Below are 24,689 nucleotides of genomic sequence, written 5' to 3' on the forward strand. Positions count from 1 at the left end.
TTTATCAACGGTTTCGCGCTTCGGCGACGGCCTTTTGCAATTGTTCGAGCGGCAACGCGCCCGACAGGATGCGGTTGCCGACGATCCAGCTCGGCGTGCCGGTCAAACCAAGCCGCCCGGCGGCTTCGAGGTTGCGGGCGATCTCGGCATCGGCCTGGGGCTGGAAGGCGGCCATCCTGCTCATGTCGACGCCCGCCTTGGCGGCGGCGGCGGCGATGGTCGCGTCGCTGACCGGACCCCCGGCATAAAGCGCGTCGTGAAAGGCGGCGAACTTGCCCTGCGATGCGGCGAGCAGGCTGGCGCGCGCCGCCGCACGGCTGGACGGCGCCAGGATCGGCAGCTCGCGATAGACGATGCGCAGTTTGGGATCGGCCTGGGCCAACTGCTTCAACAGCGGCAGGCTGGCCCGGCAATAGCCGCAATTATAGTCGTAGAACTCGACCAGCGTGACATCGCCCTTGGGATTGCCGGTATAGGCATTGCCGAACGGCTTGGTCAGGTCGCCGCCGATCGCCGCCACCGCCTTGCCCTGTTCGCGGTCCTGCAGGCGCTGCATCGCCTCCGGGATGACTTCGGGATGGTCGAGCAGATAGGCGCGGACGCTGTCGCCCGAGGCGCCGCCCGACGCGACCAGCGGAGCCAGGGCCAGCGCGGTGCCGCCACCGACCAGGCCGCCCAGGACCGCGACGGCGGCCAAAGTCTTCATGCCCATCAGCGGCGCTTCTTCTTGGAACTGGCGGCGGCGTCGGCAGAGGTCATGGCGATATCCTGCGCCCGAATCCATTCGGACGTATTGGGGGTGAGATTGGCCATCGCATAGCGTGCGCTCTGGATGGCGGTGCGGGTGTCGCCCATCATGCTCGCCCGCTCGGCGGTGGCGAGCGCGGCGCGGGGTTCGTCGCCCATCTGTTCATAGGCGGTGCCCAGCTGGACCCAGGCAAAGGGATTGTCCTCGTCCCGCTGGACCGCGACCTTCAGGACCTTCACCGCCTCGGGCAGGTTGCGCTTGTCCTCGGTGGCGATCAGCGCATGGCCGAAGGTGGTGGCGATCAACGCATTCTGGCCCGAGCCCATGGTCGCGGCACGTAAAGGCGCCAGCGCCTCTTGCGGCTTACCCGATTCCAGCAGGATCTGCCCCTGGATTTCCTGGAAATACGGGTCCTTGGGGTCCTTGGCGATCAGCGCGACGGCCTCCGCCTCGGCTTTGTCGGGATACGCGGCCTTATGATAGGCATAGGCGCGGGCATAATGCGCATAGACCGATTGGTCGGTGTCGGGATATTTGCTCAGCGTCGTCTCGGGCGGCGAGACATAGCCGAACAGCTTGGCCTTCACCCGCAGGAAGCGTTCCTGGAGCCTGGGATCGATCGGCGTGTTCCAGGCGGGCGATCCCTGGAGATCGGCGGTCAGCGACTGGATACGCGTCGCCGACAGCGGATGGGTCTGCGCGAACGGATCGATATTGGTATAGCCGTACCGATATTGCTGGTTCTGCAACTTCTTGAAGAAGCTAAGCATCCCCTTGCCGGTGATACCCGCCGTGGTCAGATAGCGCGCGCCCGCCGCGTCCGCCGCCGATTCCTGGTTGCGGCTGAAGGCGAGGACCTGGCCCATCGCGGCCTGCTGTCCCGCAGCGAGCACGCCCATGCCCGCCGCACCGCCGCCCATCGCAATGGTGGCCAGGCCCAGCACCATCGACAGAAGCTGCATCTTCATCGCGGGCTTCATCGCCTGTTCGCTCAGGATGACATGACCATCGGCGATATGGCCGAGTTCATGCGCGACGACGCCCTGTACCTCGTTCACATTGTCCGCCGCCTGAAGCAGCCCTGAATGAACATAGACGATCTGTCCGCCCGCCACGAAGGCGTTGATCGAATCATCGTTGATCAGGACGATCTTCACGTCGCGCGGGGACAGCCCAGCGGCCTTGATCATCGGCGCGGACATGTCCGCGAACAGCGATTCGGTTTCCGCATCGCGCAGGATCGACTGCGCGGCGACCGGCTGCGCCCAGATCAGGACCGTAACGGCGAAGGCGGCGATCAGACGCTTCATGCTTCCTCTATCGACGGGTCGGCCGTGGTAGACAACCGGGTTTGCGGCGGTGATAGTTATTGCCTCTGACACCGAGCGGCTGAACGCCCGGCGAACGAAAAGGGTGGCGCGGCTATGCTGATGATCGATGCCGGACAGGTTTCCCCGATGCCCGCTCTTCCGAACTGCGCCATCGCTGGCGCCCGGCCGGCGACGCGGCGGATGGCGGAGCTGCCGACGCCGGTGCATGATGCGTTGCTCGCATCGGTCGGACAGCCGATCGCCGAGGCGGGGGGGCCGTTCCACGCGTCGGACGTCGTGCCGCCGAACGCCCCGCCGCGCGTGCGTTTCCTGCGAGCGTATCGGGTGCGCGACCTGTGGCTGGTCTGGGTCGAGAAGGGCGGCATCGGCCACGACTTCCGCCTGCTTGCCTTTCGCGATGCCGCGAAGGGGGCGAGCGTTGCGGTGCCCGTGCCGCAGGATACAAGCCGCAACCTGTGCACCGCGTCGCGGGCGATGGCGAAGGTTTGATTCACCCCTCCCCTGAAGGGGAGGGGGCGGGGGGTGGGGCGCTTCCGCAAACGTTTCGCCGGTGGACAGGCCCCACCCCAACCCCTCCCCTGAAGGGGAGGGGCTATCGATGGTCCAATCAACCGACCAGCATTACGCCTGTTCGGCTTCCTTGCGGGCGCGTTCCTCGTAGAAGTTGCGGACCACGTCCCACGCCTCTTCGGCGGTTTCGACATAGGTGAAGATGCCGAGATCGCGCTCGGACACCACGCCTTCCTCGACCAGCGCCTCGAAATTGACGACGCGTTCCCAGAAGGCGCGGCCGAACAGCAGGACGGGAATCGGCTGGATCTTGCCCGTCTGGATCAGGGTCAGCAGCTCGAACAGCTCGTCGAACGTGCCGAATCCACCAGGAAAGGCCGCCAGCGCGCGGGCGTGCAGCAGGAAGTGCATCTTGCGCAGCGCGAAATAGTGGAACTGAAGGCTCAGCGACGGCGTGACATAGGGGTTGGGCGCCTGCTCGTGCGGCAGGACGATGTTCAGGCCGACCGACTCGGCGCCGACGTCAGCCGCACCGCGATTGGCGGCTTCCATGATCGACGGGCCACCGCCCGAGCAGACGACGAACTGGCGCATCCCGCGATCGTCGCGGGGCAGGCGGCTGGTGATCTGGGCCAGCTCGCGCGCGATGTCGTAGTATTTGCTCTTGGCGACGAGATTCTCGGCGATCTTGCGCGACTTGTCGTCATGCGCCAGCGCCAGCAGCGCCTCGGCCTTGGCGGGCTCGGGGATGCGCGCCGAGCCGTAGAAGACGAAGGTCGAGGCGATCTTGGCCTCTTCGAGCAGCAGCTGCGCCTTCAGCAGTTCCAGCTGGAAACGGACGGGGCGAAGGTCTTCGCGCAGCAGGAAGTCCATGTCCTGAAAGGCCAGCGTATAGGCGGGGCTTTCGGTCTGCGGCGTCGAGACGATCGTCTTGGCGCTCTCGGCGTCCTGGCTGGCATTGGGGAAGACGCGGTTCGGTACTTGGGTTTTATCGGTCATTTTGGGTGATGTAGGGTATCGCCGGTCCATGCGCTACCGGCAAAAATGCGCGGCATCATCCTCCAGATGCAGGTGGTTGCGATGCGCGGCGTTGTAATCCGGGCTTAAAACCGTGCCGAAACGCTTGCAGGCCGAGGCGCGGATGACCGTCCAGAATTGCCGCACCTGCGGGTCGGTCGAATGCCAGTCGTTCAGCAGGGTGATCCGCCGCCCGTCCTTCAGCACGAAGCCGCCGACATCGACCGCATTGGCCAGCGCATGGCCCGAACGCCGGTCGCCGATCCGCTTGGTCCCGACGATGTTGCGACAGGCATAGGTGCCCATACCTTCCACCTTGGCCAGCGGTGAGCCCAGGATCTGCCAGGCGGCGGGCGCGACGGCGTTGCGCACCCATCCGGCAAAGGCGCGCGCATTGCCGCATCGCATCGCGGTGACGCCGGTGACGGGCACGCCGATATCGGTCAGCTGCACCGCGCCATAGAGGCCGCAGCCGGGCCCCAGTTCCTTGTCGGGCAGGCGGCGATAATCGACGCCCTCGCGCCGCAGATCGGCCTCGCACTGCGCGGTTTCACGGACCGGCGGGCGATAGGGTTCGGGGCGCGAGGCCTGCTGGACGGGCCGATCGGGACGCCCGCAGGCAGAGAGGAGCGCGGCCCCCAGGATCGGAACGACGAGAAACAGGGGGACGCGAACCATGCGACCCCTTGCTCCCTTTACCGCCGCTTTGGCCAGCCCCGATCAGCCATTCTGAGGCGTGTCTGCGACATGTTCCAATATGTCGCCCGGCTGGCAGTCGAGCACGGTGCAAATGGCATCGAGCGTGGTGAAGCGGATCGCCCGCGCCTTGCCGGTCTTCAGGATCGACAGATTGGCGAGCGTCAGGTCGACCCGCTCGGCCAGTTCGGTCAGCGACATGCGCCGGTCGAGCAGCAGCCGGTCGAGATTGATGCGGATCGCCATCAGATGGTCCCTTCCGCATCCTCGCGCAGGCGCACGCCCTCGCGAAAGATTTGTGCCAGCACCAGGGTCAGCAGGATGGCGAACACGCCGTCCACGCCCATCGGTTTGACCATGTCGTGCGCGTCGAAGGGCAGGATAGGGGGCAGCGCGAATTGTAGCAGATAGGCGACCGCGATGGTGCCCGCGATCCAGTTCAGCCGCTTGACGTTGGCGAGGGTGAAGGGCGCGCCCGCCGCCGTGCTGCGCAGCATCTGGATCAGCGGCAGCAGCGAGGCCCAGGCAAGCCCCAGTGCCGTCAGCATGACCGCCAGCGCAGCGGCGACCACGCCGGAGGTCTTCATGTCCAGCGCTTTTGCGTTCACATGCACCGCCCCCAGCGCGCCGGGCGAGATCGCATCGACGATCAACACACCGGCAGCCGCCAGGATAACGGCCGTGACGAACGCCAGAATGGCGAGCAGCGCGACGTAGAGTAACGTGCTGATGTGACTGGCAAAGCGTGTCATGCGGCCTATCCTCCATTCCGAATCAATATCGATATTCAATAATTCATCATCGAATATCGTGCAATAAATATATTGAAAATCGATATGACGGATAACGAGGATGGCTTCTTTGGGTGTGTAGAGAGCGCACGCTCGACAACGTACGAAAAGGGTAGGCGAGGCTCACATTGCAAAAGTCCTGCGTCTAGCCGCACGACAAAAGTAAAATTGCGTCATCGCGATTGTGGTTGTCATCGTCGATCGACATCGCTAGGGCCGTCGACGGGCCACGCGGTCCCAACGCCGCGCGTGCTCTCTGTGAGGAGAGTCTTAAATGACTGATTTGAATACCGCTGACGCCACTCTTGCGCCCGCGAAGCCCGCCACCAAACCGGCGCGTCCCTATTTCTCCAGCGGCCCCTGCGCAAAGCCTCCCGGTTGGGAAGCAGCCAAGCTCGCGACGGACAGCCTCGGCCGTTCGCATCGCTCGAAGATCGGCAAGCAGCGGCTGCAATATTGCATCGACCTGATGCGCGAGCTGCTCAAGCTGCCCGACACCCACCGCATCGGCATCGTCCCCGGCTCCGACACCGGCGCGTTCGAGATGGCGATGTGGACCATGCTGGGCGCCCGCCCGGTCACCACGCTTGCCTGGGAAAGCTTCGGCGAGGGCTGGGTGACCGACGCGGTCAAGCAGCTGAAGCTCGATCCCACCGTCCTGCGCGCCGATTACGGCCAGATCGCGGACCTGGATGCGGTCGACTGGTCGAACGACGTGCTCTTCACCTGGAACGGCACCACCAGCGGCGTGCGCGTGCCCAACGGCGACTGGATCGCCGACGACCGCGAGGGCCTGTCCTTCGCCGACGCGACCAGCGCGGTGTTCGCCTATGACCTGCCCTGGGACAAGATCGATGTCGCGACCTTCTCGTGGCAGAAAGTGCTGGGCGGCGAGGGCGCGCATGGCGTCCTGATCCTGGGGCCCCGTGCGGTCGAGCGTCTGGAGACCTACACCCCCGCCTGGCCTCTCCCCAAGGTCTTCCGCCTGGTGTCGAAGGGCAAGCTGGCCGAGGGTGTCTTCAAGGGCGAGACGATCAACACGCCCTCGATGCTGGCCGTCGAGGACGCGATCCTCGCGCTCGAATGGGGCAAGGGTCTTGGCGGCGCTGAGGCGCTGATCAAGCGTTCGGACGCCAATGCGGCGGCGCTGAACAAGATCGTCGAGGAGCGCGACTGGCTCGGCCATCTGGCGGCCGATCCGGCGATCCGCTCGACCACCAGCGTCTGCCTGACGGTCGAGGGTGCGGACGAGGCGGTCATCAAGAAGATGACCGCGCTGCTCGAAGCCGAAGGCGCGGCCTATGACGTGGCGGGCTACCGCGACGCGCCCGCCGGCCTGCGCATCTGGTGCGGCGCCACGGTCGAAACCGCCGATATCGAGGCGCTCGGCCCCTGGCTCGACTGGGCCTACGCGACCGCCAAGGCGTAATCCTTTTTAGCCCTCTCCCCGCCGGGGAGAGGGTTGGGTGAGGGGCGATGCTGGGCCATCGGCGCGTGTGTCGCCAAGCCCCAACCCCTCACCCCGACCCTCTCCCCAGTTGGGAGAGGGAGAAATCCCCCTATTCCCGGAGCTTTCCCCATGCCCAAAGTTCTCATCAGCGACAAAATGGACCCCAAGGCCGCCCAGATCTTCCGCGAGCGCGGGGTCGAGGTCGACGAAATTACCGGCAAGACGCCCGAAGAGCTGAAGGCGATCATCGGCGAATATGACGGTCTGGCGATCCGCAGCTCGACCAAGGTTACCAAGGAAATCCTGGAGCACGCGACGAACCTGAAGGTCGTCGGCCGCGCCGGGATCGGCGTCGATAATGTCGACATCCCCGCCGCCAGCGCCAAGGGCGTGGTGGTGATGAACACGCCGTTCGGCAACTCGATCACCACCGCCGAACACGCCATCGCCCTGATGTTCGCACTCGCCCGCCAGCTGCCCGAGGCCGATGCCTCGACCCAGGCGGGCAAGTGGGAGAAGAACCGCTTCATGGGCGTCGAGCTGACGTCGAAGACGCTGGGCCTGATCGGTGCGGGCAATATCGGCTCGATCGTCGCCGACCGCGCGCTGGGGCTTCGCATGAAGGTCGTCGCCTTCGATCCCTTCCTGACGCCGGAGCGTGCGCTGGAAATGGGCGTCGAGAAGGTGACGCTGGACGAGCTGCTCGCCCGCGCCGACTTCATCACGCTGCACACGCCGCTGACCGACCAGACTCGCAACATTCTGTCGGCGGAAAATCTCGCCAAGACCAAGAAGGGCGTGCGCATCATCAACTGCGCGCGCGGCGGCCTGATCGACGAAGAGGCGCTGAAGGCAGGGCTCGATTCGGGCCATATCGGCGGCGCGGCGCTCGACGTGTTCAAGGTCGAACCGGCCAAGGAAAGCCCGTTGTTCGGCACGCCCAACTTCATCTCGACCCCGCATCTGGGCGCCTCGACCACCGAAGCGCAGGTCAATGTCGCGATCCAGGTCGCCGAGCAGCTGGCCGATTTCCTGGTCTCGGGCGGCGTCACCAACGCGCTCAATATGCCCAGCCTGACCGCCGAGGAAGCGCCCAAGCTGAAGCCCTACATGGCGCTGGCGGAAAAGCTGGGCTCGCTGGTCGGTCAGCTGTCGCATGGCGCGGTGACCGGCATCGCGATCGAGGCGGAGGGGGCCGCCGCCGCGCTCAACCTCAAGCCGATCACGGGCGCCGTGCTGGCGGGCTTCATGCGCGTCCATTCGGACACGGTGAACATGGTCAACGCGCCGTTCCTCGCCAAGGAGCGTGGGCTCGACGTGCGCGAAGTGCGTCATGACCGCGAGGGCGATTACCACACGCTGGTCCGCGTGACGGTGACGACGGCGGACGGCGAGCGCTCGGTCGCGGGCACGCTGTTCGGCGATCAGGCCCCGCGCCTGGTCGAACTGTTCGGCATCAAGGTCGAGGCCGACCTCGCCGGGCCGATGCTGTACGTGGTCAACGAGGACGCACCGGGCTTCATCGGGCGTCTGGGCACCACGCTGGGCGAGGCGGGCGTCAACATTGGTACCTTCCACCTGGGCCGCCGCTCGGCGGGCGGCGAGGCAGTGCTGCTGCTCTCGGTCGACGAGGCGGTGGATGCGGAGCTGCTGGCCAAGGTCAAGGCGCTGCCGGGCGTGAAGACCGCGATGGGTCTGGTGTTCTGATCGGCTGAAATCAGAAGCTGATGGAAAGGGCCGGATGCGGAAACGCGTTCGGCCCTTTTTCTGCAAAAGCTATTCGAGCGGGGCTTCTGCTCCGCTCGACAAGGGCCGCGGTCTCGGTCCTGACGGAGGCTCGACAGGTTCCGGTCCATCGTCGCGGCGTAAGGGCGGGAATTTGGGTGGTGGACGGCCGCCTGCCACGAATATCGCCGTGATCCCGGCTCGTATGGCTTCCCTTTCCGCATCGGTCATGCGGGAAGGGCCGGTAAGGTCCTTGATGGGCATGAGGTCATCCTCGCTGCTGCTGATCGGTGTATAGCATATCACCGAGCGAATGGGGAAAGCCCTCTCCCCGCCGGGGAGAGGGTTGGGTGAGGGGCGGGGGCTGGGCCGCGACGTCTCACCCGGCCCCAGCCCCTCACCCCGGCCCTCTCCCCAGTGGGGAGAGGGAGTGGTACATTCCTCCAAACGGGGGGGCGATAAACTATGCAGACTGATCCGGTACTCCGCGATCGCGCCCGCGCCATGCGTCGGGAGATGACCGAGCCGGAAAAACGCCTTTGGCTGATCCTGCGTGATCGCCGCTTCCACAACATCAAATTCTCGCGCCAGGTCGCGATCGGCCCATACATTGCCGACTTCGCTGCGCGGTCCCACAAGCTGGTCATAGAGGTTGACGGCGATACGCATAACGACCAATCACGCGACGCCCGCCGTACCACCTGGCTCCAAAGCCGAGGCTATGCGGTGATCCGCTTCCGAAACGCGGATGTCATGACCAACCCCGACGGCGTGGCGCACACGCTGATGAACAGGCTTATCCGATGACCGCGCTCCTTCCCGAAGGCTATCACGACCGTCTTCCCCCCTATGCCGATGCCGCCGCCTCGGTGGAGGCGCGGGTGCTGGAGGCGGCGCGGCTGCATGGCTATGAGCGCGCCGATCCGCCGTCGATCGAGTTTGCCGAGGCGCTGGGCTCGCGGCTGAAGGCGGGTGGCTTGCATGACGCGGTGCGCTTCGTCGATCCGGTGTCGCAGCGCACGCTGGCGATCCGGCCCGACCTGACCGCGCAGGTGGCCCGCATCGCCGCCACCCGCATGGGCCATCACCCGCGCCCGGTGCGCCTGTCCTATGCGGGCACGGTCGTCCGCCTGCGCGGCTCCGAACTCGCGCCCGCGCGTGAGTGGCGGCAGATCGGGGCGGAGCTGATCGGCCTCGACTCGACCGCCGCCGCCACCGAAGTGGTGCGGGTCGCGGTGGAGGCTCTGATCGCTGCGGGGACGACGGGCATTTCGATCGACTTCACGCTGCCCGATCTGGTCGATCTGCTCGCCGCCGGGCCGCTGCCGGTCGCTGCTGATCAGGTGGCAGCGCTGCGGGACCGGCTGGACGCCAAGGATGCGGGCGGGGTCGCGGCGATCGCACCGGACTATCTGCCGTTGGTTGAAGCCGCCGGGCCGTTCGCGACGGCGATGGAGCGGCTGCGAGCCTTCGACGCCCAGGGTGTGCTCGCCGGCCGCCTTGACGCGCTGGAGGCGATTGCGGGGGCGCTGGGCGAGCGGGTGTCGATGACGCTCGACCCGACCGAGCGGCATGGTTTCGAGTTTCAAAGCTGGCTGGGCTTCTCGCTGTTCGTCGCCGGTCCCCCGCGCGAGGTCGGGCGCGGCGGCACCTATACGATCTTTCACGAGGACGGTGCGGAGGAGAAGGCCACCGGCTTCTCGCTCTATGCCGACGCCATCGTCGCCACCGCGCCGCCGACCGAGCGGCGGCGGCTGTTCCTGCCCTTCGGCACCGCGCCTGAAACGGGCGCTTCGCTGCGGGTGCAGGGCTGGGTGACGGTGCAGGCGCTGGAGGAGGGCGACACGCCCGAAGCACAGCTTTGCACCCATATCCTGAACAACGGCCAGCCGACCGCCATCGCCGGTTGACATAGGGGGCCGCGTCCCGCTAGGCGCGCCCCGCACATTATTGGAAACCCCCATCCGCCGAGTCCTGTCGAAGGGCGCATGGGGTCCGTCCGGCAGGCGGAGCATAGCATCCATGGCAAATGTAGCAGTCATCGGCGCGCAATGGGGCGACGAAGGCAAGGGCAAGATCGTCGACTGGCTGGCAGAGCGCGCCGACATGGTCGTCCGCTTCCAGGGCGGGCATAATGCCGGTCATACGCTGGTCGTCGGCGAGAATGTCTACAAGCTGTCGCTGCTGCCCTCGGGCATCGTGCGCGGCACCCCCAGCGTCATCGGCAACGGCGTCGTCCTCGACCCCTGGGCCCTGAAGGCCGAGATCGAGCGTCTGGCCGAGCAGGGTGTCCATGCCTCGCCCGAGACGCTGCGTATCGCCGACAATTGCCCGCTGATCCTGCCGATCCACCGCGACCTGGACGGTCTGCGCGAGGACGCCAGCGGCGCGGGCAAGATCGGCACGACGCGGCGCGGCATCGGCCCGGCCTATGAGGACAAGGTCGGCCGCCGCGCGATCCGCGTGTGCGACCTGGCGCATCTGGACGACCTCGGCCCGCAGCTCGACCGTCTTTGCGCGCATCACGACGCGCTGCGTGCCGGGTTCGGCGAGCCGCCGGTCGATCGCGAGCGGCTGCTGGCCGATCTGCGTGAGATCGCGGCCTTCGTCCTGCCCTTCGCCAAGCCGGTGTGGCGCGACCTCAACGAGGCGCGGACTGGCGGCAAGCGCATCCTGTTCGAGGGTGCGCAGGGTGTATTGCTCGACATCGATCACGGCACCTATCCCTTCGTCACCTCGTCCAACACCATCGCCGGTGCGGCGGCGGGCGGATCGGGCCTGGGGCCGTCGGGCGTCGGCTTCGTGCTGGGCATCGCCAAGGCGTACACCACCCGCGTCGGCTCGGGCCCGTTCCCGACCGAGCTGGAGGACGAAACCGGCCAGCTCCTGGGCGAGCGCGGTCATGAGTTCGGCACCGTCACGGGCCGCAAGCGGCGCTGCGGCTGGTTCGACTCGGTGCTGGTGCGCCAGTCGGCGGCGGTCGGCGGCATCACCGGCATCGCGCTGACCAAGATCGACGTGCTCGACGGGTTCGACGAGGTGAAGATCTGCGTCGGCTACAAGCTGGGCGACGAGACGCTCGACTATTATCCGACCCATGCGGCGGATCAGGCGAAGGTCGTCCCCGTCTATGAGACGATGGAAGGCTGGCAGGAATCGACGGCGGGTGCGCGGAGCTGGGCCGATCTGCCCGCCCAGGCGATCAAATATATCCGGCGGATCGAGGAGTTGATCCGCTGCCCCGTGGCGCTGGTGTCGACCAGCCCGGAGCGCGAGGACACGATCCTGGTTCGCGATCCCTTCGCGGATTAATCTTGGAGGCCCCGGCGGAAGTCGGGGCCTTTTTTGGCAGGTTTCCCTTGCCCCGCAACCATAGCAAAGGGCCCGGCCGCCTGTGCGACCGGGTCCTTGCCATAGTGACGAACCCGAAAGGGATTACATGCCGCCGCTGCTGCCCGGCGGCGTCGTGGTCCCACCGCTGGTGCCGGTGCCGACTTGGCCGCTGGTGGTCGGATCGCTGCCAAGCGTACCGCTGCCGGTCGTGGTGGACGATCCGGTGGCGTCCGGCAGGGTCGAGGGGGTGTTGACCGTGCTGTCCGGCGTGGTCGTCCGGCTGCGGCTCTTGCCGCGCGTCGTCGAGCGGGTGGTGGTGCCGGGCGTCGTGCTCATCGTGTCACCGGGCTGGCCCATGGTCTGGCCGGGCATCTGCCCCGGCATGGTCTGACCCGGCATCGACTGCCCCGGTGCGGTGGTCTGTCCCGACATTCCGCCAGCCGTGCCGCCCGACACTTGGGCGAAGCCCGCAGCGGGGATCACAAGCGCGGCGGCGGCGATTACATGCATGTAACGCATTGATTCTCTCCTGCTTTATTCTCGTAATGGTTAACGAGGCAGGAGAACGTCCGTTCCTCTAGTTAACCACATTGGCCGCGATGAAGCAACGCCTGATCGGCTAAAACCAGCGCGACCATCGCCTCGACCACGGGAACGCCGCGAATGCCGACACAGGGGTCATGACGGCCCTTGGTGGCGATCTGCGTTTCCTCACCGGTGCGGGTGATGGTGTCGACCGGGGTCAGGATCGAGCTGGTCGGCTTGAACGCGACCCGCATCGTGACGGGCTGGCCGGTGGCGATACCGCCCGCGATGCCACCCGCATGGTTCGCCAGGAAGCGCGGGCCACCATTGCCAGCGCGCATCGGATCGGCATTCTGCTCACCGGTCAGCGCAGCGGCGGCGAACCCGTCGCCGATCTCGAAACCCTTGACCGCATTGATGCTCATACAGGCGGAGGCGAGTTCGCTGTCCAGCTTGGCATAGAGTGGCGCGCCCCAACCGGCGGACACGCCGGTCGCTTCGCACGCGACGACGGCGCCGACGGAGGAGCCGGACTTGCGCGCGCCGTCGACGATCGCTTCCCAGCGTTCGGCGGCCGCCGCATCGGGGCAGAAAAAGGGGTTGGCGTCGATCTGCGCATCGTCGAACGCCTCATAGTCGATCCGATCGCCGCCGATCGACTCGACCCAGGCGCGAATCTTCACCTGCGGGATCACGGCGCGGGCGACCGCACCCGCCGCGACCCGCGCCGCCGTCTCGCGTGCCGAGGATCGCCCGCCGCCGCGATAGTCGCGAAAGCCGTACTTCGCGTCATAGGCATAATCGGCATGGCCGGGGCGATAGGCGAGCGCGACGTTGCCATAATCCTTGGACCGCTGGTCGACATTCTCGATCATCAGGCTGATCGGCGTGCCGGTGGTCCGCCCCTCGAACACGCCCGACAGGATGCGGACTTGATCGGGTTCGCGGCGCTGCGTGGTGAAGCGGCTGGTGCCCGGACGGCGCTTGTCGAGCCAGGGCTGGATGTCCTCTTCCGACAGCGCGATGCCCGGCGGGCACCCGTCGACCACCGCGCCCAGCGCCGGGCCATGGCTCTCGCCCCAAGTGGTGAAGCGGAACAGGCGGCCGAAACTGTTGAAGCTCACGCAGCATCTCCCAGCCGGGCAAAGGCCGGCGCATGTGTGGCGGCCCCGCGCACGCCGCAGGGGATCAAGCCGCCCTGCAGCGGGGCGGCCAGGAAATAGTCGCCCGCATAGGGGCTGTCGAAGCCGCTCGCGACATCGGCGGCGAAACCGAAGCGGCCATAGAAAGCGGGATCGCCCAATGCGAAGCACAGGACGACGCCTTCCTTTTCAAGCCGTTCGAGCCCAGCGGCGACCAAAGCCTCGCCGACGCCCTGCTGCCGCCAGTCGCGCGCGACCGCGATGGGGGCGAGGGCGACGGAATTGATGGGCTTGCCGCCGATCTCGACCGCCATCCGGCTGAAGGCGATCGCGCCGATCAGCCCGTCCGTGGCCTCGTCGATGGCGACCAGCATCAGCACCATGTCGCCCTCCACGCACAGGTCGCGGACCAGCGCGGCTTCGGCGGGGGCGGGGAAGCTGGCGACGAGCAGCGCGTCGAGCGCGGCGACGTCCTGCCCTTGGGCCGGGCGGATGGTGATGGCGGCGGAAGGCTGGTCGGACATGGGTTCGTCTTTAGCGTCGCCGAGGCGCAAGGCGCGATAGATAAAGTTGGCCGCCCATTCCTCCCCTGTAAGGGGAGGTGGCAGGCCGCAGGCCTGACGGAGGGGTGTCGCATTCTGGAAGGCAGGTTGTCTTACGACCCGCCATGCCCCTCCACCATACTTCGCATGGTCCCCCTCCCCAAGCAGAGCTTGGGGAGGATCGGGGTTACGCCAGCGCGATGTCCGGCGCGTCTTCGGCCTTCATGCCGATGACATTATACCCGGCGTCGACATGGTGGATCTCGCCGGTCACGCCCGAGGACAGGTCGGACAGCATATAGAGGCCAGCGCCGCCGACATCCTCGATGGTCACGGTGCGACGCATCGGCGCGTTCAGCTCGTTCCACTTCAGGATATAGTTGAAGTCGCCGATGCCGCGCGCGGCCAGCGTCTGGATCGGGCCCGCCGAGATCGCGTTGATGCGGATATTCTCCGGGCCGAGGTCGACCGCGAGATATTTCACGCTGGTCTCCAGCGCCGCCTTGGCCACGCCCATGACGTTATAATGCGGGATGACCTTTTCCGCGCCATAATAGGTCAGCGTCAGGATCGAGCCGCCCTTGGGCATCATCGTCCGCGCACGCTGGGCGACGGCGACCAGCGAATAGGCCGAGATGTTCATGGTCATCAGGAAATTGTCGAGCGTGGTGTCGTAATATTTTCCACGCAGCTGCGACTTGTCCGAAAAGCCGATGGCGTGAACCACGAAGTCGATCGTCGGCCACTCGACCTTCAGATCGACAAACAGCTTGTCGAGCGACTCCATCTCGGAGACGTCGCAATCGAACAGGCGCGCCACGCCCAGCTGTTCGGCCAGCGGGCGGACCCGCTTTTCCATCGCCGCGCCCTGATACGAAAAGGCGAGCTCCGCGCCCGCCTCCGAAAGCTGCTTGGCGATGCCCCAGGCCAGCGATTTGTCATTGGCCAGGCCCATGATGAGCCCCCGCTTGCCTGCCATCAATCCGTTCACGCCGTTACCGCTCCTGCCGGTTCACTTCCATCAATCCCCCTCTCTAGCGCCGGTTCGGGGGGTTCCGCCAGTGCCGCGTTCAAATGCGCGCCGAAAACCAGCCCCAGGCCTATGAGATAGAAGAACAATAGCATCACGACGACGCCCGCCAGGCTGCCATAGGTCAGGTCATAGCCACCCAGCTTGGACAGGACCCAGGGCAGCAGCGCGGTCATGCTGACCCACCAGGCGGCGGTGAACAGGGCCCCCGGCCATTTGGGGCAGTCGCTCTCGCGATATTTCCCCGGCGTGACCGAATAGAAGAGCAGGTAAAGCGCACCGAACATGACTACGCCGGGGATCAGTCGCGACAGGCCGATCCAGCCCGCCATGTCCTGCGCGAAGGGGACGAGGCGATAGATGAACTGCTCCGCCGCCGTCAGGATACCGGCCGCCAGGAAGGACAACAGCGCGACGACGACCGAGGCGATCATGACCAGCGTCGAGGACAGCCGCGATTTCCAGAAGGCGGCCGTCGCCTTTACGCCGTAAGCGCGGTGGAAGATGTCGCGGATCGTCTCAATGAACCCGCCGACCGTCCACAGGCCAACCAGCCCGCCCAGCCACAGCAGCGATCCGGTCCGTGCCGCCAGCACGTCGGAGATGGGCTTGCGCAACAGCTCGCTGACATCGGGGGGCAGGACGTGGAGGAAGCTCTCCACCGCATGCTGCGTCTCGTTGCTTTGCCCGAACAGCGAGAGCAGCGCGGCGGTGGTGATGAAGAAGGGGAACAGCGTCATCAACGCCAGATAGGCGAGGTTCCCGGCATGGATGAACCCGTCATTGAACACGCCCAGGCTCGTTCGTTTCAGGATTTCAAAAGCATAAGAGCCGGGCCGGACCTTGGCGATCTGCCGGTCCAGCCGCTGTCGAGCCTTGCCTGGATGGTGTGCGCGTTCTTCTGGAGTCAGGCCGTTCACATCGCTCATGGAACGATCAGACGCCCATGGCGGCCCTCGGGTTCCTGCCGTCGGTCCATTCCGCCGCAAACTGTTGTAGCGCGGCATCATCGGCGGGGATGTCGATCATCAGCGTGATCAACTGGTCGCCGCGCCCGCCATCCTTCTTGTGAAAGCCCTTGCCCTTCAGGCGCAGCGTCTTGCCCGAGCTGGTGCCCTTGGGCACGGTCAGCATCACCGGACGCTCGACCGTCGGCGCCTTCACCTGGCCGCCCAGCACCGCCTCGGCCAGCGAGATGGGCAGGTCCAGTCGGACATCGTCGCCGTCGCGGGTGAAGAAGGCATGGGGGACGACCTCGATGGTGATGATCGCGTCGCCGGGGCCGCCGGGGCCTTGCTCGCCCTTGCCGCCAAGGCGCATCTGGGTGCCGCTCTCGACACCGGCGGGCAGTTTCAGGTCGATCGTCTTGCCATCGGCCAGCGTGATCCGCTGCGGGCTGAGCGTGGCGGCGTCGACAAAGGGGACACGCAGGGCATAGGCGCTGTTCGCGCCCTTGGCGGCGGAACGGCCCCGTCCGCCGAACCCGCCAAAGCCGCCCGAAAAACCGCCGCGCCCGGCACCGCTGAACATCCCTTCGAAGATATCCGACATGTCGGCGCCCTCGCCGCCGAAATCGAATTGCTGGCGGAAACCGCCCCCGGCCCCACCAGTGCCGCCCGCACCCGGGCGCGGACCGCCGCCGAAACCGCCGGGGCCGCCGCTATAGCCGAAGGGCGAGGTGGGGTTGCCGTCGCCATCGATCTCGCCCCGGTCGAACCGGGCGCGCTTGTCCTTGTCGTTCAGCAGGTCATAGGCGTTGGTGACCTGGCTGAACTTCTCCGCCGCTTTCGGATTGTCCTTGTTGCGGTCGGGATGCAGTTCCTTCGCCAGCTTGCGATAGGCTTTCTTGATATCGGCTTCGCTGGCCATGCGGCTCACGCCCAGCGTCTGATATGGATCGGCCACTCTGTTCCCCGTTGGCAGTGTATTACCTTCTCATGTGGGGGAGTCCGTGCCGGAGCGCAATCCGTTCCCCATGCGTTGGACCGCCGGAAGGAGACGGATCATGACCGAACCGATGCAGGCCGTTGGCAAGGACGGCAAGAAGGGGGCGCCGGACGGCGTTTCGGATGCGCCCGGCAAACATGGTGGCGAGAGCCAGGGCGGCGGGTACGAAGGCGTGCCCGAGCGCGAAGGCGATTTCCATGGCGGCCAGAGCGGCGCGGCCTATCACGGCAAGGGCGGGCATCCGGACCCGGACAAGGACAATCCCAATGCGGTGACGGAAGAGGGCTAAACCCGACCTGCGTCTATCCCCAACCTCCGTTCAGCCTGAGCGAAGTCGAAGGCCACGGGATACAACTCGCGGGGAACGGTCCGGCGTGCACTTCGACTTCGCTCAGTGCGAACGGAGGTTGGGTCTGGTCGCGGGATGGCGGGCTATCCCGCGACCATCTCTTCCAACGGCGCGACGTCGACGCTGACGTCCATTTTCTGCGCGCCCGAGCCTAGGACGACGCCATCGACCGGCGCGATCTCGGCATAGTCGCGGCCGACCGCGACGATGATGTGATCGCCCGCCATCCAGATGCCGTTGGTCGGATCGACCCCGACCCAGCCATGCTCCGGCCCGCCCCAGATCAGCACCCAGGCATGGGTCGCGTCCGCGCCGACCAGCCGCGCCTGGCCCGGCGGCGGCAGCGTGCGGATATAGCCCGAGGCATAGGCCGCCGGGATGCCCGCGGCGCGCAGGCCCGTGATCATGATCTGCGCAAAGTCCTGGCACACGCCGCGCCGCTGGCGGAACGCCTCGGCCGGGGGCGTGTCGACCAAAGTGGCGGCGGGGTCGAAGGCGAATTCGCGCTGGATGCGGTTGGCGAGCGCGAACCCCGCCTCCAGCGCGCCGCGTTCCGGCGACAGATCCGGCGCGCACCATTCGGCTATGGCGGGGTCGAGCGGGATCAGCGGCGAGGGGAAGATGTAATTGGCCGGGCTCACCGCCGACAGGTCGCGGCTGCTTCGGGCGAGCGCGGAGACTTCGGCCAGTGTCGGATCATTCGGGGACGGCATCGGCACCGGACGATCGACGACCATGCGCGCGCGGCTCTCGATGGTCAGGCTGCGCACCGGGCGGTCGACCACCAGCCGGGTGACATGCGCCAGCCCCGCTTCGGCATGGGCGGCGCGCGTGCGGCCGACCGGCTCGACGATCAGGTCGTACGCCTCCAGCGTCTGGCCGGGCCAGTCGATGGGCTTCAGCCGCAGATTGCAGCGCGCATATTTGACCTGCGCGCCGTAATCGAAGCGGGTGATGTGGCGGATGTCGTAGATCATGCCCCGTCTCTCATGCCAGGGTAAGTCCCCCGGCGCGCAACGGCTCCGCGCCTTGAAGGAAATAGCGGCGCGCGATCGCTTCCGACAGCAGGCCCAGCCGCCGCTCGACATCGCCCAGCGTATCGGCGTCGAGCGTGCGGGCGTCCGCCGTTTCCAACGCGGCGCGGATGGCGATGGCTTGCGCCTGTTGCGGCTCGGCCATGTCGTCGTCGGACAGGACGGGCAGGCGCGACAGGCAGTCGGCGATGCGCGCGGTCTGATAGGCGAGCGCGCGCGGGTTGTTGGGATCGAGCGCGACCAGATCGACCACGGCGACGCGGGCCAGGCCGGTCGGATAACGCTGGCGATAGCTGATCTGGCTGTTGGCGAGGTCGAGCAGGGTGGACAGGTCGTCCGCCGACGCCCCCGCCATGCCGAACAGCCGCGTCGCGCGCGCCACCGCCACCGCCCGCTCGACGCGGCGACCGAGATCGTGGAAGCGCCAGGCGGTGGTGCGCACCATATGCTCGGCCGACAGCCCGGCGATCGCGGCATAGCGGCGTTGCAGCGATCCCGCCCGGTCGAGCATCCCGGCATGGCTGGGGAAGGGGGCTTCCAGCAGCCGCACCATGTCGGCGGACAGGCGGTCGCGCGACCCTTCGCTGATCCCGCGCGCGAGCCGGTTGATGCGGGCGACCGAATGAAAGCCCTCATCCTCCATCGCGGTCCGCGCGAACTGGGTGAGCGCGGCGCGGTGCAGGCTGTCGGGATGCGGGGCCGCGCCGCCGCCGGTGATGAGGCCGACCAGCCGCCCGACCGTGCGCGGGTCGAGCGCGGCGCCGCCATCGACGTCGATCGAATTGCCCAGCATCACGCGGATCGCCGCGAGCAGCGCCTCGCCCCGCTCCAGATAGCGGCCCAGCCAATAGAAATTGTCCGCCACCCGGCTGGGCAACGTCCCCGGATTGCGCCGGACATGCAGCGAATCGGGGTCGGCGAGCAGTGACATGGGCGTCACCGGCTCCGGCCCATGGACACAGACATCGGCGGACCACAGCCCTTCGCCGATCATCGCCGCGGTCGCCTCGGGATGGTCGCCGATCCGGCCGAAGCCGCCGGGCATGACGGTCCACCGCCCCTCGCCGTCACGCGCGGCAAAGACGCGCAAGGTGAAGGGGCGCGGCTCCAGCCGGTCGCCGATGACCACGGGCATGGTCGACAGGCGCACCATCTCCTGCCCGACATAATCCTGCGGGCGTTTCGCCATGTCGGTGAGCAGCGTGGCGCGCTCCTCGGCCGACAGGCTCGCACCTGTGCGAGCGCCATCTGGCAGGCCCAGCGGGCGGGGGCCGAAGGCGGGGGCGATCAGCAGCGTGTCGAGATGCTCGGCGACATGCGCGGCCTGGCGCGGACCACCGCACCACCATGTCGCGATATTGGGCAGCATCAGCGGCACACCCGCCAGAGCCTGTGCCAGCGCGGGCAGGAAGGCGGAGACGGCGGGGCTCTCCAGCACGCCCGCGCCTGGCGCATTGGCGATCACCACCTGCCCCTCGACATAGGCGTCGATCAGGCCGGGCACGCCGATCTGCGAATGGCTGTCAAAGGCCAGCGGGTCGAGCATCCGGGGGTCGAGCCGCCGCCACAGCGCGTCGATCCGCTTCAGTCCCGCAACGGTGCGGACATAGACCTGCCCCTCGATCGCGGCGAGGTCCGCGCCCTCGACCAGCAACAGGCCGAGATAGCGCGCCAGATGCGCCTGTTCCGGGTAGCTCGGGTTGAACCGGCCCGGCGTCAGCAGGCCGATACGCGGATCGGTGCGGCGGCATTGGGCGGCCAGCCCGGCGCGGAAGGCGGCGAAGAAGGGCGCGTGCCGCTGCACGTTCAGCCGGTTCTGCAGGCCGCCCAGCGTCCGGCTGACCGCCAGCCGGTTCTCCAGCGCATAGCCCGCCCCCGCCGGGTTGCGCAGATGATCGGCCAGCACCCGCCACTCGCCGTCCGGCCCGCGCGCCAGGTCGAAGGCGACGAAGCTCAGATGATGGCCGCCGGGCGGCGTCACACCGACCATGGGCCGCAGGAAATAGGGGCTGCCGGTCGCCAGTGCGGCGGGGATGAGCCCTTCCGCCACGAGCCGACCGGGGCCGTAGAGATCGGCGAGGATCGTCTCCAGCAGCGCGGCACGCTGCATCACGCCCGCCTCGATCCCCGCCCATTCCCGGGTGTCGATCAGCAGGGGGACGGGCGAGACGGGCCAAGGCCGCTCGTCGGTTTCGCCGATGATGCGAAAGCCGGTACCGATATCGGCGGCGTGGCGCTGCACCCGCTCGCGCGCATGGGCCAGGTTGCTGGCGACGGCGGCCAGTTCCTCCAGCATGGCGGACCAGGCCGGGTCGCCGGACCGCGCCAGCACGTCCGCGCCGGGGGCGGCCGCGCGATAGGCGTCGATCCAGGCGGCGGCCTGCGCGGGGCTATCCTCGGAGGGGTCCATCGGCGGGGAAAATCGCCGGATCGGCCCAAGGTTGCAACAGGCGATTAGAGATCGGGCAGGATTTGATCCGCCACACCCCAGCCGCGCAACGCCGCGCTGCCCGCGCGCGTCGCCAGTTCCCCGGCATCGCGGATCGTCCAGCGCGCCGCCGTATCGATGCCGTCCAGCTCGCGCCACGCCACCGGGGCCGCGACCGGCGCGCCCGATCTCGCCCGCGCCGAATAGGGCATGACGGCGGTCGCCCCGCGCTGGTTGCGCAGCCAGTCGATGAAGATTCGGCCCTTGCGCCTGGCCTTGGTCGCCACCGCGACGAAGCGGTCGGGATCGCTCTCTGCCAGTGCCTTGGCGAAGCGTTCGGCGAAATCCGACACGGCGGGCCATTCGGCGTTCGGGGTCAGCGGTACGACGACATGCACCCCTTTGCCGCCCGACAGCATGGCAAAGCTGGTCAGGCCCAGTTCGGCGAGCTGGTCATGGATATGCACGGCGGCGCGTTTCACATCGTCGAAGGTCACGGACGGGTCGGGGTCGAGGTCGAAGATCATCCGGTCGGGCTGTTCCAGCGTGGCGATGGAGGAGCCCCAGCCGTGAAACTCGATCGAGCCCATCTGGATACAGGCGCGCAGGCCCTCCGCATCCTCGATATAGAGATAGGGTTCGGTGCCGCCGTCCTTTTCCTGGATCGGCACCGAATGGACATGCGGTCCGAAACTGCCCGCGTCATGCTTCTGGAAGAAGCATGCCCGCGCCCGCCCCTGCGGACAGCGGACCAGGCTGACCGGTCGGCGCGCGACCCAGGGCAGCATCAGCGGGGCGACCGCCGCGACATAATCGGCGAGATTGCCCTTGGTCAGGTCGCCGTCGGGAAAGATCACCCGTTCGGGATGGGTGATGGCGATATCGCTCTCCTCGGCCGAAGGCGCGGGGGCGGGGCGTTCCTCGACCACCTGATCGGCAGGCTTGTCCTCGCGAAGGCCGATGAAGCTGGGGTGGCGGAGCAGGCCGTCGGGCGTCGTCTCGGTAAAGGCGATCTCGGCGACCAGATCGGGGCGCACCCATTTCGCGCCGCGTACCATCGCGCGCGGCGCCTCGACGGGGGCGGTCTTGCGGGGGCGGGCGTCGAGCAAGGTGCGCAACTCGGCCATGCGGTCTTGCGTAAAGCCGGTGCCGACCTTGCCGACATAGGCCAGCTTGCCGTCGCGGTTCACCCCCAGCAGCAGCGACTTCAACCCCCGCCGCGCCTTGTCGGACGGCAGCCAGCCGACGATCACGAACTCCTGCCGCTTCAGGCATTTGATCTTCAGCCAGTCGCGGCTGCGCGCATTGGGATAGCGGCTGTCGGCGCGTTTGGAGACGACGCCTTCCAGCCCCTCGGCACACAGTTTGTCGAACAGCGCCTCGCCCGAGCCGGTGACGTGTTCGGCGAACTGGATCGTCCCGTCGCCCTTGGGCACGATGCCGCGCAACCGTTCCTTGCGCTGGACCAGCGGCAGGCCGGTCACATCCTCGCCGTCCAGTGAGAGGAGGTCGAAGGCGAACAGGCTCATCGGCTTGGCCGTGCCGATCGCATCCTTCAGCGTCGAGAAGTCGGGACGGCCGTCCTCGAACGCGACGATCTCTCCGTCGATCAGCGCGCTGGTGACGGGCAGGTCGGCGGCGGCCGCCACGATGCCGGGGAATTTCTCGCTCCAGTCCAGCCCGCTGCGGGTGAAGACCCGCGCCTCGCCCCCGCCGACCGCGATCAGCGCGCGGTAGCCGTCATATTTGATCTCATGCAGCCAGCCATTTCCGGCGGGGACCTGATCGACCAAAGTGCAGAGCGCCGGGGGCTGAAATTCGGGCATCGTGCCCGCTTTCGCCTCGGCCTTCGCTTTCGCACTGCCCGGCCGCGCCTTCGCTGCCTTGGCGGACTTTGGCTTCGCCGCTTTCCCTTCGGCGATCTGCGCCATAGTCCGTCCGGTCGACACGCTGGTCAGCGCCTGATCGGTCAGCGTGTCGGTGCCCCCGGCCTGGGCGTCGGCAACCTTGCGCAGCAGCCAGTTCTCGCGCTTCTCCTTGCCCCGTGGCTTCATGCGGACGAGCAGCCATTCGCCCTTCATCCGCTCGCCATCGAGGATGAAGTGGAGATGCCCGTCCTCCAGATCCTTCGCGCTCTTGCCCGCGACCGGCGACCAGGTGCCGCGATCCCACAGCATCACCGTGCCGCCGCCATATTCGCCCGCCGGGATGGTCCCCTCGAACGTCGCATAGGATAGCGGATGATCCTCGGTCCGTACCGCCAGCCGCTTTTCGTCAGGGTCCAGGCTCGGCCCGCGCGTGACCGCCCAGCTTTTGAGCACCCCGTCCACCTCCAGCCGGAAGTCCCAGTGGAGCCGGGTCGCGTCATGCTTCTGCACGATGAAGCTGTTGCCCTGGCCCGGCGCCAGCGTCCCCGCCGGTTCGGCGGTGCGGGTGAAGTCGCGCTTGGCGTTATAGCGTTCGAGCGGATCAGCCATGTTTGCGCGCCGGGGCTTTGCGGGTGGTCTTTTTCGCAGGCGTCTTGCGGGTCGTCTGGGCCGGAGCCTTGCGGGATCGGCTGCGCGTCTCGCCCGTCTCCATCGACTGTTTGAGTGCCGCCATCAGGTCGGCGACATTGCCGCTCGACTTGGGCGTTGCGTCCTCCTCGTCCTCGATGACCTTCTTGCCCTTGGCCTTGCGCTTGCGTTCGATCAGGCGGTGCAGCGCCTCGACATAATGATCGTGGAATTGCTTGGGGTCGAAGGGGCCGGACTTCTTCTCGATCAACGCTTCGGCCAGATCGAGCAGCTCGGCATCGGGCTTGGCATCGCCGATGTCGCTGAAATAGCTTTGCGCCTTGTTCACCTCGTCGGCGTAGCGCAGCGTCTCCAGGATCAGCCCGCGCCCGCAGGGCCGCAGGCTGACGATATATTCGCGCCCCCGCAGCGCCAGCTGGCCCAGCCCGACCTTGCCCGTCCGCTTCAACGCCTCGCGCAGGACGATAAAGGCTTCCTCGGCCAGATCGTCGGCGGGCACGACGAAATAGGGGCGCTCATAGTAAAGGACGTTGATCTCGCCCGCATCGACGAAGCGGGTCAGCTCCAACGTCTTCTTCGACTCCAGCTTGACCGCGTCGATCTCGTCCTGGTCGAGCAGGACGTAATCGCCCTTGGCGACCTGATAGCCCTTCACGATCTCGTCGGTGTCGACCGGGCCGATGTCGTTGACGACCTTTTCGTAATGGATCGGCTTGCCGCTGGGTTCGTGGATCTGCTTGAACTGGATGGTCGCGCCGCTTTTGGTCGCCGGATAGATCTCGACCGGGATCGATACGAGCGCGAGGCGTATCTGGCCCTGCCAGTAAGCGCGTGCGGGCATTGGGGAAATCTCCGTTGCGTAATCCCTCCAATGACGGACTCAGCGTTTCCGTTCCCGACATTGGTTTTCCGACCCCACAGGCGTATGGGCGGGCGCATGGCTGACGATCCCTTTGCCCTGTTCGATGCGTGGCTTGCCGAGGCGCGGGCGAGCGAAATCAACGATTACAACGCGATGGCGCTGGCGACGGTAGATGCGCGCCTGCAACCTTCGGTACGCATGGTCCTGCTGAAGGGCCATGACCGCCGCGGATTCGTGTTCTACACCAACCGCGAGAGCCGCAAGGCGCAGGACCTGGGCGAGGGCAGCAACGCCGCGCTTCTCTTCCACTGGAAATCGCTGCGCCGCCAGATCCGCATCGAGGGGCCGGTGTCGCGCGTCGACGATGCCGAATCGGACGCCTATTTCGCCAGCCGGGGCCGCGACTCGCAGCTCGGCGCCTGGGCCTCGGACCAGTCGCGCCCGCTCGACGCCCGCGAGACGTTCGAGGCGCGCTTCGAGGAGATGCGCGCCCGCTTCGAGGGCGGCGCTGTGCCGCGCCCGCCGCATTGGGGCGGATACCGCGTGACCCCGCAGCGGATCGAGTTCTGGCTCGACCGCGAACACCGGCTGCACGAGCGCCGCGTCTTCACCCGCACCGGCGAACATGGCTGGGACGAGGGATTGCTGTTCCCGTGACCCAGGACGAACGCAAGAAGGTCATCCCGCTGGCGACCAAGGCGGCGCTGGCCAGC

Annotated in this window: 24 protein-coding genes; 8 read left to right on the forward strand and 16 right to left on the reverse strand. The window is 67.1% G+C overall.

Annotated elements, in window-relative coordinates; translation table 11 throughout:
* Positions 1-4: 4 nt before the first annotated feature.
* Together ACWKSV_RS15700 and ACWKSV_RS15705 are read right to left on the reverse strand one after the other, a co-directional pair.
* A complete protein-coding gene (locus tag ACWKSV_RS15700; protein WP_076714856.1) occupies positions 5-712 on the reverse strand; it encodes a DsbA family protein in 708 nt (235 codons plus the stop codon).
* The gene (locus ACWKSV_RS15705; RefSeq protein WP_076714858.1) at positions 712-2,058 is read right to left on the reverse strand and encodes a M48 family metalloprotease; all 1,347 of its coding nucleotides are present in this window, start codon (positions 2,056-2,058) and stop codon (positions 712-714) included. The genes ACWKSV_RS15700 and ACWKSV_RS15705 overlap by 1 nt, the downstream gene beginning before the upstream one ends.
* Positions 2,059-2,205: 147 nt before the next feature.
* Here ACWKSV_RS15705 and ACWKSV_RS15710 point away from each other — a divergent pair, with 147 nt between their 5' ends.
* Positions 2,206-2,568: a hypothetical protein gene (locus tag ACWKSV_RS15710; RefSeq protein ID WP_483666817.1), complete on the forward strand. Its 363-nt coding sequence runs from the start codon at positions 2,206-2,208 to the stop codon at positions 2,566-2,568.
* A 132-nt stretch (positions 2,569-2,700) separates the two neighbouring features.
* On the opposite strand, the gene ACWKSV_RS15715 is transcribed toward ACWKSV_RS15710, so the two are convergent.
* Genes ACWKSV_RS15715 through ACWKSV_RS15730 form a run of 4 tightly spaced genes read right to left on the reverse strand, consistent with a single transcriptional unit; the run spans position 2,701 to position 5,054 of the window.
* A complete protein-coding gene (locus tag ACWKSV_RS15715; RefSeq protein WP_042490639.1) occupies positions 2,701-3,588 on the reverse strand; it encodes an LOG family protein in 888 nt (295 codons plus the stop codon).
* Positions 3,589-3,621: 33 nt separating this feature from the next.
* On the reverse strand, positions 3,622-4,284 hold the full coding sequence (locus ACWKSV_RS15720) for an extensin-like domain-containing protein (RefSeq protein ID WP_076714862.1): 663 nt from the start codon (positions 4,282-4,284) through the stop codon (positions 3,622-3,624).
* Between the two features lie 42 nt (positions 4,285-4,326).
* On the reverse strand, positions 4,327-4,548 hold the full coding sequence (locus tag ACWKSV_RS15725; protein WP_076714864.1) for a helix-turn-helix domain-containing protein: 222 nt from the start codon (positions 4,546-4,548) through the stop codon (positions 4,327-4,329).
* A complete protein-coding gene (locus ACWKSV_RS15730) occupies positions 4,548-5,054 on the reverse strand; it encodes a DUF2975 domain-containing protein (RefSeq protein ID WP_076714866.1) in 507 nt (168 codons plus the stop codon). Before ACWKSV_RS15730 ends, ACWKSV_RS15725 begins: the two co-directional genes overlap by 1 nt.
* 313 nt (positions 5,055-5,367) lie before the next feature.
* On the opposite strand from ACWKSV_RS15730, the gene ACWKSV_RS15735 reads away from it, so the two are divergent.
* The 5 genes from ACWKSV_RS15735 (at position 5,368) to ACWKSV_RS15755 (ending at position 11,580) form a co-directional block, all read left to right on the forward strand.
* Complete coding sequence (locus tag ACWKSV_RS15735) at positions 5,368-6,522, forward strand: phosphoserine transaminase (protein ID WP_076714868.1); 1,155 nt, start codon at positions 5,368-5,370, stop codon at positions 6,520-6,522.
* Positions 6,523-6,672: 150 nt separating this feature from the next.
* Positions 6,673-8,250 (forward strand): phosphoglycerate dehydrogenase, encoded by a 1,578-nt coding sequence (gene serA / locus ACWKSV_RS15740; protein ID WP_076714869.1) that lies wholly within the window; start codon positions 6,673-6,675, stop codon positions 8,248-8,250.
* A gap of 483 nt (positions 8,251-8,733) precedes the next feature.
* Complete coding sequence (locus tag ACWKSV_RS15745) at positions 8,734-9,075, forward strand: endonuclease domain-containing protein (RefSeq protein ID WP_076714871.1); 342 nt, start codon at positions 8,734-8,736, stop codon at positions 9,073-9,075.
* On the forward strand, positions 9,072-10,178 hold the full coding sequence (locus ACWKSV_RS15750; protein ID WP_076714872.1) for an ATP phosphoribosyltransferase regulatory subunit: 1,107 nt from the start codon (positions 9,072-9,074) through the stop codon (positions 10,176-10,178). Before ACWKSV_RS15745 ends, ACWKSV_RS15750 begins: the two co-directional genes overlap by 4 nt.
* 112 nt (positions 10,179-10,290) lie before the next feature.
* Positions 10,291-11,580, forward strand: a complete 1,290-nt coding sequence (locus ACWKSV_RS15755) for an adenylosuccinate synthase (RefSeq protein ID WP_483666818.1) — start codon at positions 10,291-10,293, stop codon at positions 11,578-11,580.
* A gap of 123 nt (positions 11,581-11,703) precedes the next feature.
* Here the strand turns inward: ACWKSV_RS15755 and ACWKSV_RS15760 are convergent, their stop codons facing one another.
* The 6 genes from ACWKSV_RS15760 to ACWKSV_RS15785 all read right to left on the reverse strand — a co-directional run bounded on the left by ACWKSV_RS15760 (position 11,704) and on the right by ACWKSV_RS15785 (position 16,745).
* The gene (locus ACWKSV_RS15760; RefSeq protein WP_076714876.1) at positions 11,704-12,120 is read right to left on the reverse strand and encodes a hypothetical protein; all 417 of its coding nucleotides are present in this window, start codon (positions 12,118-12,120) and stop codon (positions 11,704-11,706) included.
* A gap of 62 nt (positions 12,121-12,182) precedes the next feature.
* Complete coding sequence (aroC, locus tag ACWKSV_RS15765; RefSeq protein WP_076714877.1) at positions 12,183-13,250, reverse strand: chorismate synthase; 1,068 nt, start codon at positions 13,248-13,250, stop codon at positions 12,183-12,185.
* Positions 13,247-13,792 carry a GNAT family N-acetyltransferase gene (locus tag ACWKSV_RS15770; protein ID WP_076714879.1) on the reverse strand — a complete coding sequence of 182 codons (546 nt, stop codon included), beginning with the start codon at positions 13,790-13,792 and terminating at the stop codon, positions 13,247-13,249. Before ACWKSV_RS15770 ends, aroC begins: the two co-directional genes overlap by 4 nt.
* A gap of 205 nt (positions 13,793-13,997) precedes the next feature.
* Entirely contained in the window at positions 13,998-14,789 is a 792-nt protein-coding gene (gene fabI, locus ACWKSV_RS15775; protein WP_076714881.1) for an enoyl-ACP reductase FabI, read from the reverse strand.
* Positions 14,790-14,797: 8 nt separating this feature from the next.
* The gene (locus ACWKSV_RS15780) at positions 14,798-15,769 is read right to left on the reverse strand and encodes a YihY/virulence factor BrkB family protein (RefSeq protein ID WP_056430834.1); all 972 of its coding nucleotides are present in this window, start codon (positions 15,767-15,769) and stop codon (positions 14,798-14,800) included.
* Between the two features lie 7 nt (positions 15,770-15,776).
* The gene (locus tag ACWKSV_RS15785; protein WP_076714883.1) at positions 15,777-16,745 is read right to left on the reverse strand and encodes a DnaJ C-terminal domain-containing protein; all 969 of its coding nucleotides are present in this window, start codon (positions 16,743-16,745) and stop codon (positions 15,777-15,779) included.
* 100 nt (positions 16,746-16,845) lie between these two features.
* Here ACWKSV_RS15785 and ACWKSV_RS15790 point away from each other — a divergent pair, with 100 nt between their 5' ends.
* A complete protein-coding gene (locus ACWKSV_RS15790) occupies positions 16,846-17,076 on the forward strand; it encodes a hypothetical protein (protein WP_076714885.1) in 231 nt (76 codons plus the stop codon).
* Between the two features lie 143 nt (positions 17,077-17,219).
* On the opposite strand, the gene ACWKSV_RS15795 is transcribed toward ACWKSV_RS15790, so the two are convergent.
* The 4 genes from ACWKSV_RS15795 to ku are packed head-to-tail and all read right to left on the reverse strand — an operon-like array spanning position 17,220 to position 23,955.
* Positions 17,220-18,113, reverse strand: a complete 894-nt coding sequence (locus ACWKSV_RS15795) for a transglutaminase family protein (RefSeq protein WP_076714887.1) — start codon at positions 18,111-18,113, stop codon at positions 17,220-17,222.
* Positions 18,114-18,123: 10 nt separating this feature from the next.
* Positions 18,124-20,580: a circularly permuted type 2 ATP-grasp protein gene (locus ACWKSV_RS15800; protein WP_076714888.1), complete on the reverse strand. Its 2,457-nt coding sequence runs from the start codon at positions 20,578-20,580 to the stop codon at positions 18,124-18,126.
* Between the two features lie 44 nt (positions 20,581-20,624).
* Positions 20,625-23,075, reverse strand: a complete 2,451-nt coding sequence (gene ligD, locus ACWKSV_RS15805) for a DNA ligase D (RefSeq protein WP_076714890.1) — start codon at positions 23,073-23,075, stop codon at positions 20,625-20,627.
* Positions 23,068-23,955: a non-homologous end joining protein Ku gene (ku, locus tag ACWKSV_RS15810; protein WP_076714891.1), complete on the reverse strand. Its 888-nt coding sequence runs from the start codon at positions 23,953-23,955 to the stop codon at positions 23,068-23,070. The genes ligD and ku overlap by 8 nt, the downstream gene beginning before the upstream one ends.
* Before the next feature lie 96 nt (positions 23,956-24,051).
* On the opposite strand from ku, the gene pdxH reads away from it, so the two are divergent.
* Positions 24,052-24,633, forward strand: a complete 582-nt coding sequence (gene pdxH / locus ACWKSV_RS15815) for a pyridoxamine 5'-phosphate oxidase (protein WP_076717885.1) — start codon at positions 24,052-24,054, stop codon at positions 24,631-24,633.
* The last annotated feature ends 56 nt before the right edge of the window (positions 24,634-24,689 follow it).

This window comes from Sphingomonas sp. SphC10 (assembly GCF_057004845.1).

Bases quoted from the DNA above. Each gene is read 5' to 3' on its own strand.
- ACWKSV_RS15700 (WP_076714856.1), bottom strand. From the start codon at position 712: ATGGGCATGAAGACTTTGGCCGCCGTCGCGGTCCTGGGCGGCCTGGTC.
- ACWKSV_RS15705 (WP_076714858.1), bottom strand. From the start codon at position 2,058: ATGAAGCGTCTGATCGCCGCCTTCGCCGTTACGGTCCTGATCTGGGCG.
- ACWKSV_RS15710 (WP_483666817.1), top strand. From the start codon at position 2,206: ATGCCCGCTCTTCCGAACTGCGCCATCGCTGGCGCCCGGCCGGCGACG.
- ACWKSV_RS15715 (WP_042490639.1), bottom strand. From the start codon at position 3,588: ATGACCGATAAAACCCAAGTACCGAACCGCGTCTTCCCCAATGCCAGC.
- ACWKSV_RS15720 (WP_076714862.1), bottom strand. From the start codon at position 4,284: ATGGTTCGCGTCCCCCTGTTTCTCGTCGTTCCGATCCTGGGGGCCGCG.
- ACWKSV_RS15725 (WP_076714864.1), bottom strand. From the start codon at position 4,548: ATGGCGATCCGCATCAATCTCGACCGGCTGCTGCTCGACCGGCGCATG.
- ACWKSV_RS15730 (WP_076714866.1), bottom strand. From the start codon at position 5,054: ATGACACGCTTTGCCAGTCACATCAGCACGTTACTCTACGTCGCGCTG.
- ACWKSV_RS15735 (WP_076714868.1), top strand. From the start codon at position 5,368: ATGACTGATTTGAATACCGCTGACGCCACTCTTGCGCCCGCGAAGCCC.
- serA (WP_076714869.1), top strand. From the start codon at position 6,673: ATGCCCAAAGTTCTCATCAGCGACAAAATGGACCCCAAGGCCGCCCAG.
- ACWKSV_RS15745 (WP_076714871.1), top strand. From the start codon at position 8,734: ATGCAGACTGATCCGGTACTCCGCGATCGCGCCCGCGCCATGCGTCGG.
- ACWKSV_RS15750 (WP_076714872.1), top strand. From the start codon at position 9,072: ATGACCGCGCTCCTTCCCGAAGGCTATCACGACCGTCTTCCCCCCTAT.
- ACWKSV_RS15755 (WP_483666818.1), top strand. From the start codon at position 10,291: ATGGCAAATGTAGCAGTCATCGGCGCGCAATGGGGCGACGAAGGCAAG.
- ACWKSV_RS15760 (WP_076714876.1), bottom strand. From the start codon at position 12,120: ATGCGTTACATGCATGTAATCGCCGCCGCCGCGCTTGTGATCCCCGCT.
- ACWKSV_RS15770 (WP_076714879.1), bottom strand. From the start codon at position 13,792: ATGTCCGACCAGCCTTCCGCCGCCATCACCATCCGCCCGGCCCAAGGG.
- fabI (WP_076714881.1), bottom strand. From the start codon at position 14,789: ATGGCAGGCAAGCGGGGGCTCATCATGGGCCTGGCCAATGACAAATCG.
- ACWKSV_RS15780 (WP_056430834.1), bottom strand. From the start codon at position 15,769: ATGAGCGATGTGAACGGCCTGACTCCAGAAGAACGCGCACACCATCCA.
- ACWKSV_RS15790 (WP_076714885.1), top strand. From the start codon at position 16,846: ATGACCGAACCGATGCAGGCCGTTGGCAAGGACGGCAAGAAGGGGGCG.
- ACWKSV_RS15795 (WP_076714887.1), bottom strand. From the start codon at position 18,113: ATGATCTACGACATCCGCCACATCACCCGCTTCGATTACGGCGCGCAG.
- ACWKSV_RS15800 (WP_076714888.1), bottom strand. From the start codon at position 20,580: ATGGACCCCTCCGAGGATAGCCCCGCGCAGGCCGCCGCCTGGATCGAC.
- ligD (WP_076714890.1), bottom strand. From the start codon at position 23,075: ATGGCTGATCCGCTCGAACGCTATAACGCCAAGCGCGACTTCACCCGC.
- ku (WP_076714891.1), bottom strand. From the start codon at position 23,955: ATGCCCGCACGCGCTTACTGGCAGGGCCAGATACGCCTCGCGCTCGTA.
- pdxH (WP_076717885.1), top strand. From the start codon at position 24,052: ATGGCTGACGATCCCTTTGCCCTGTTCGATGCGTGGCTTGCCGAGGCG.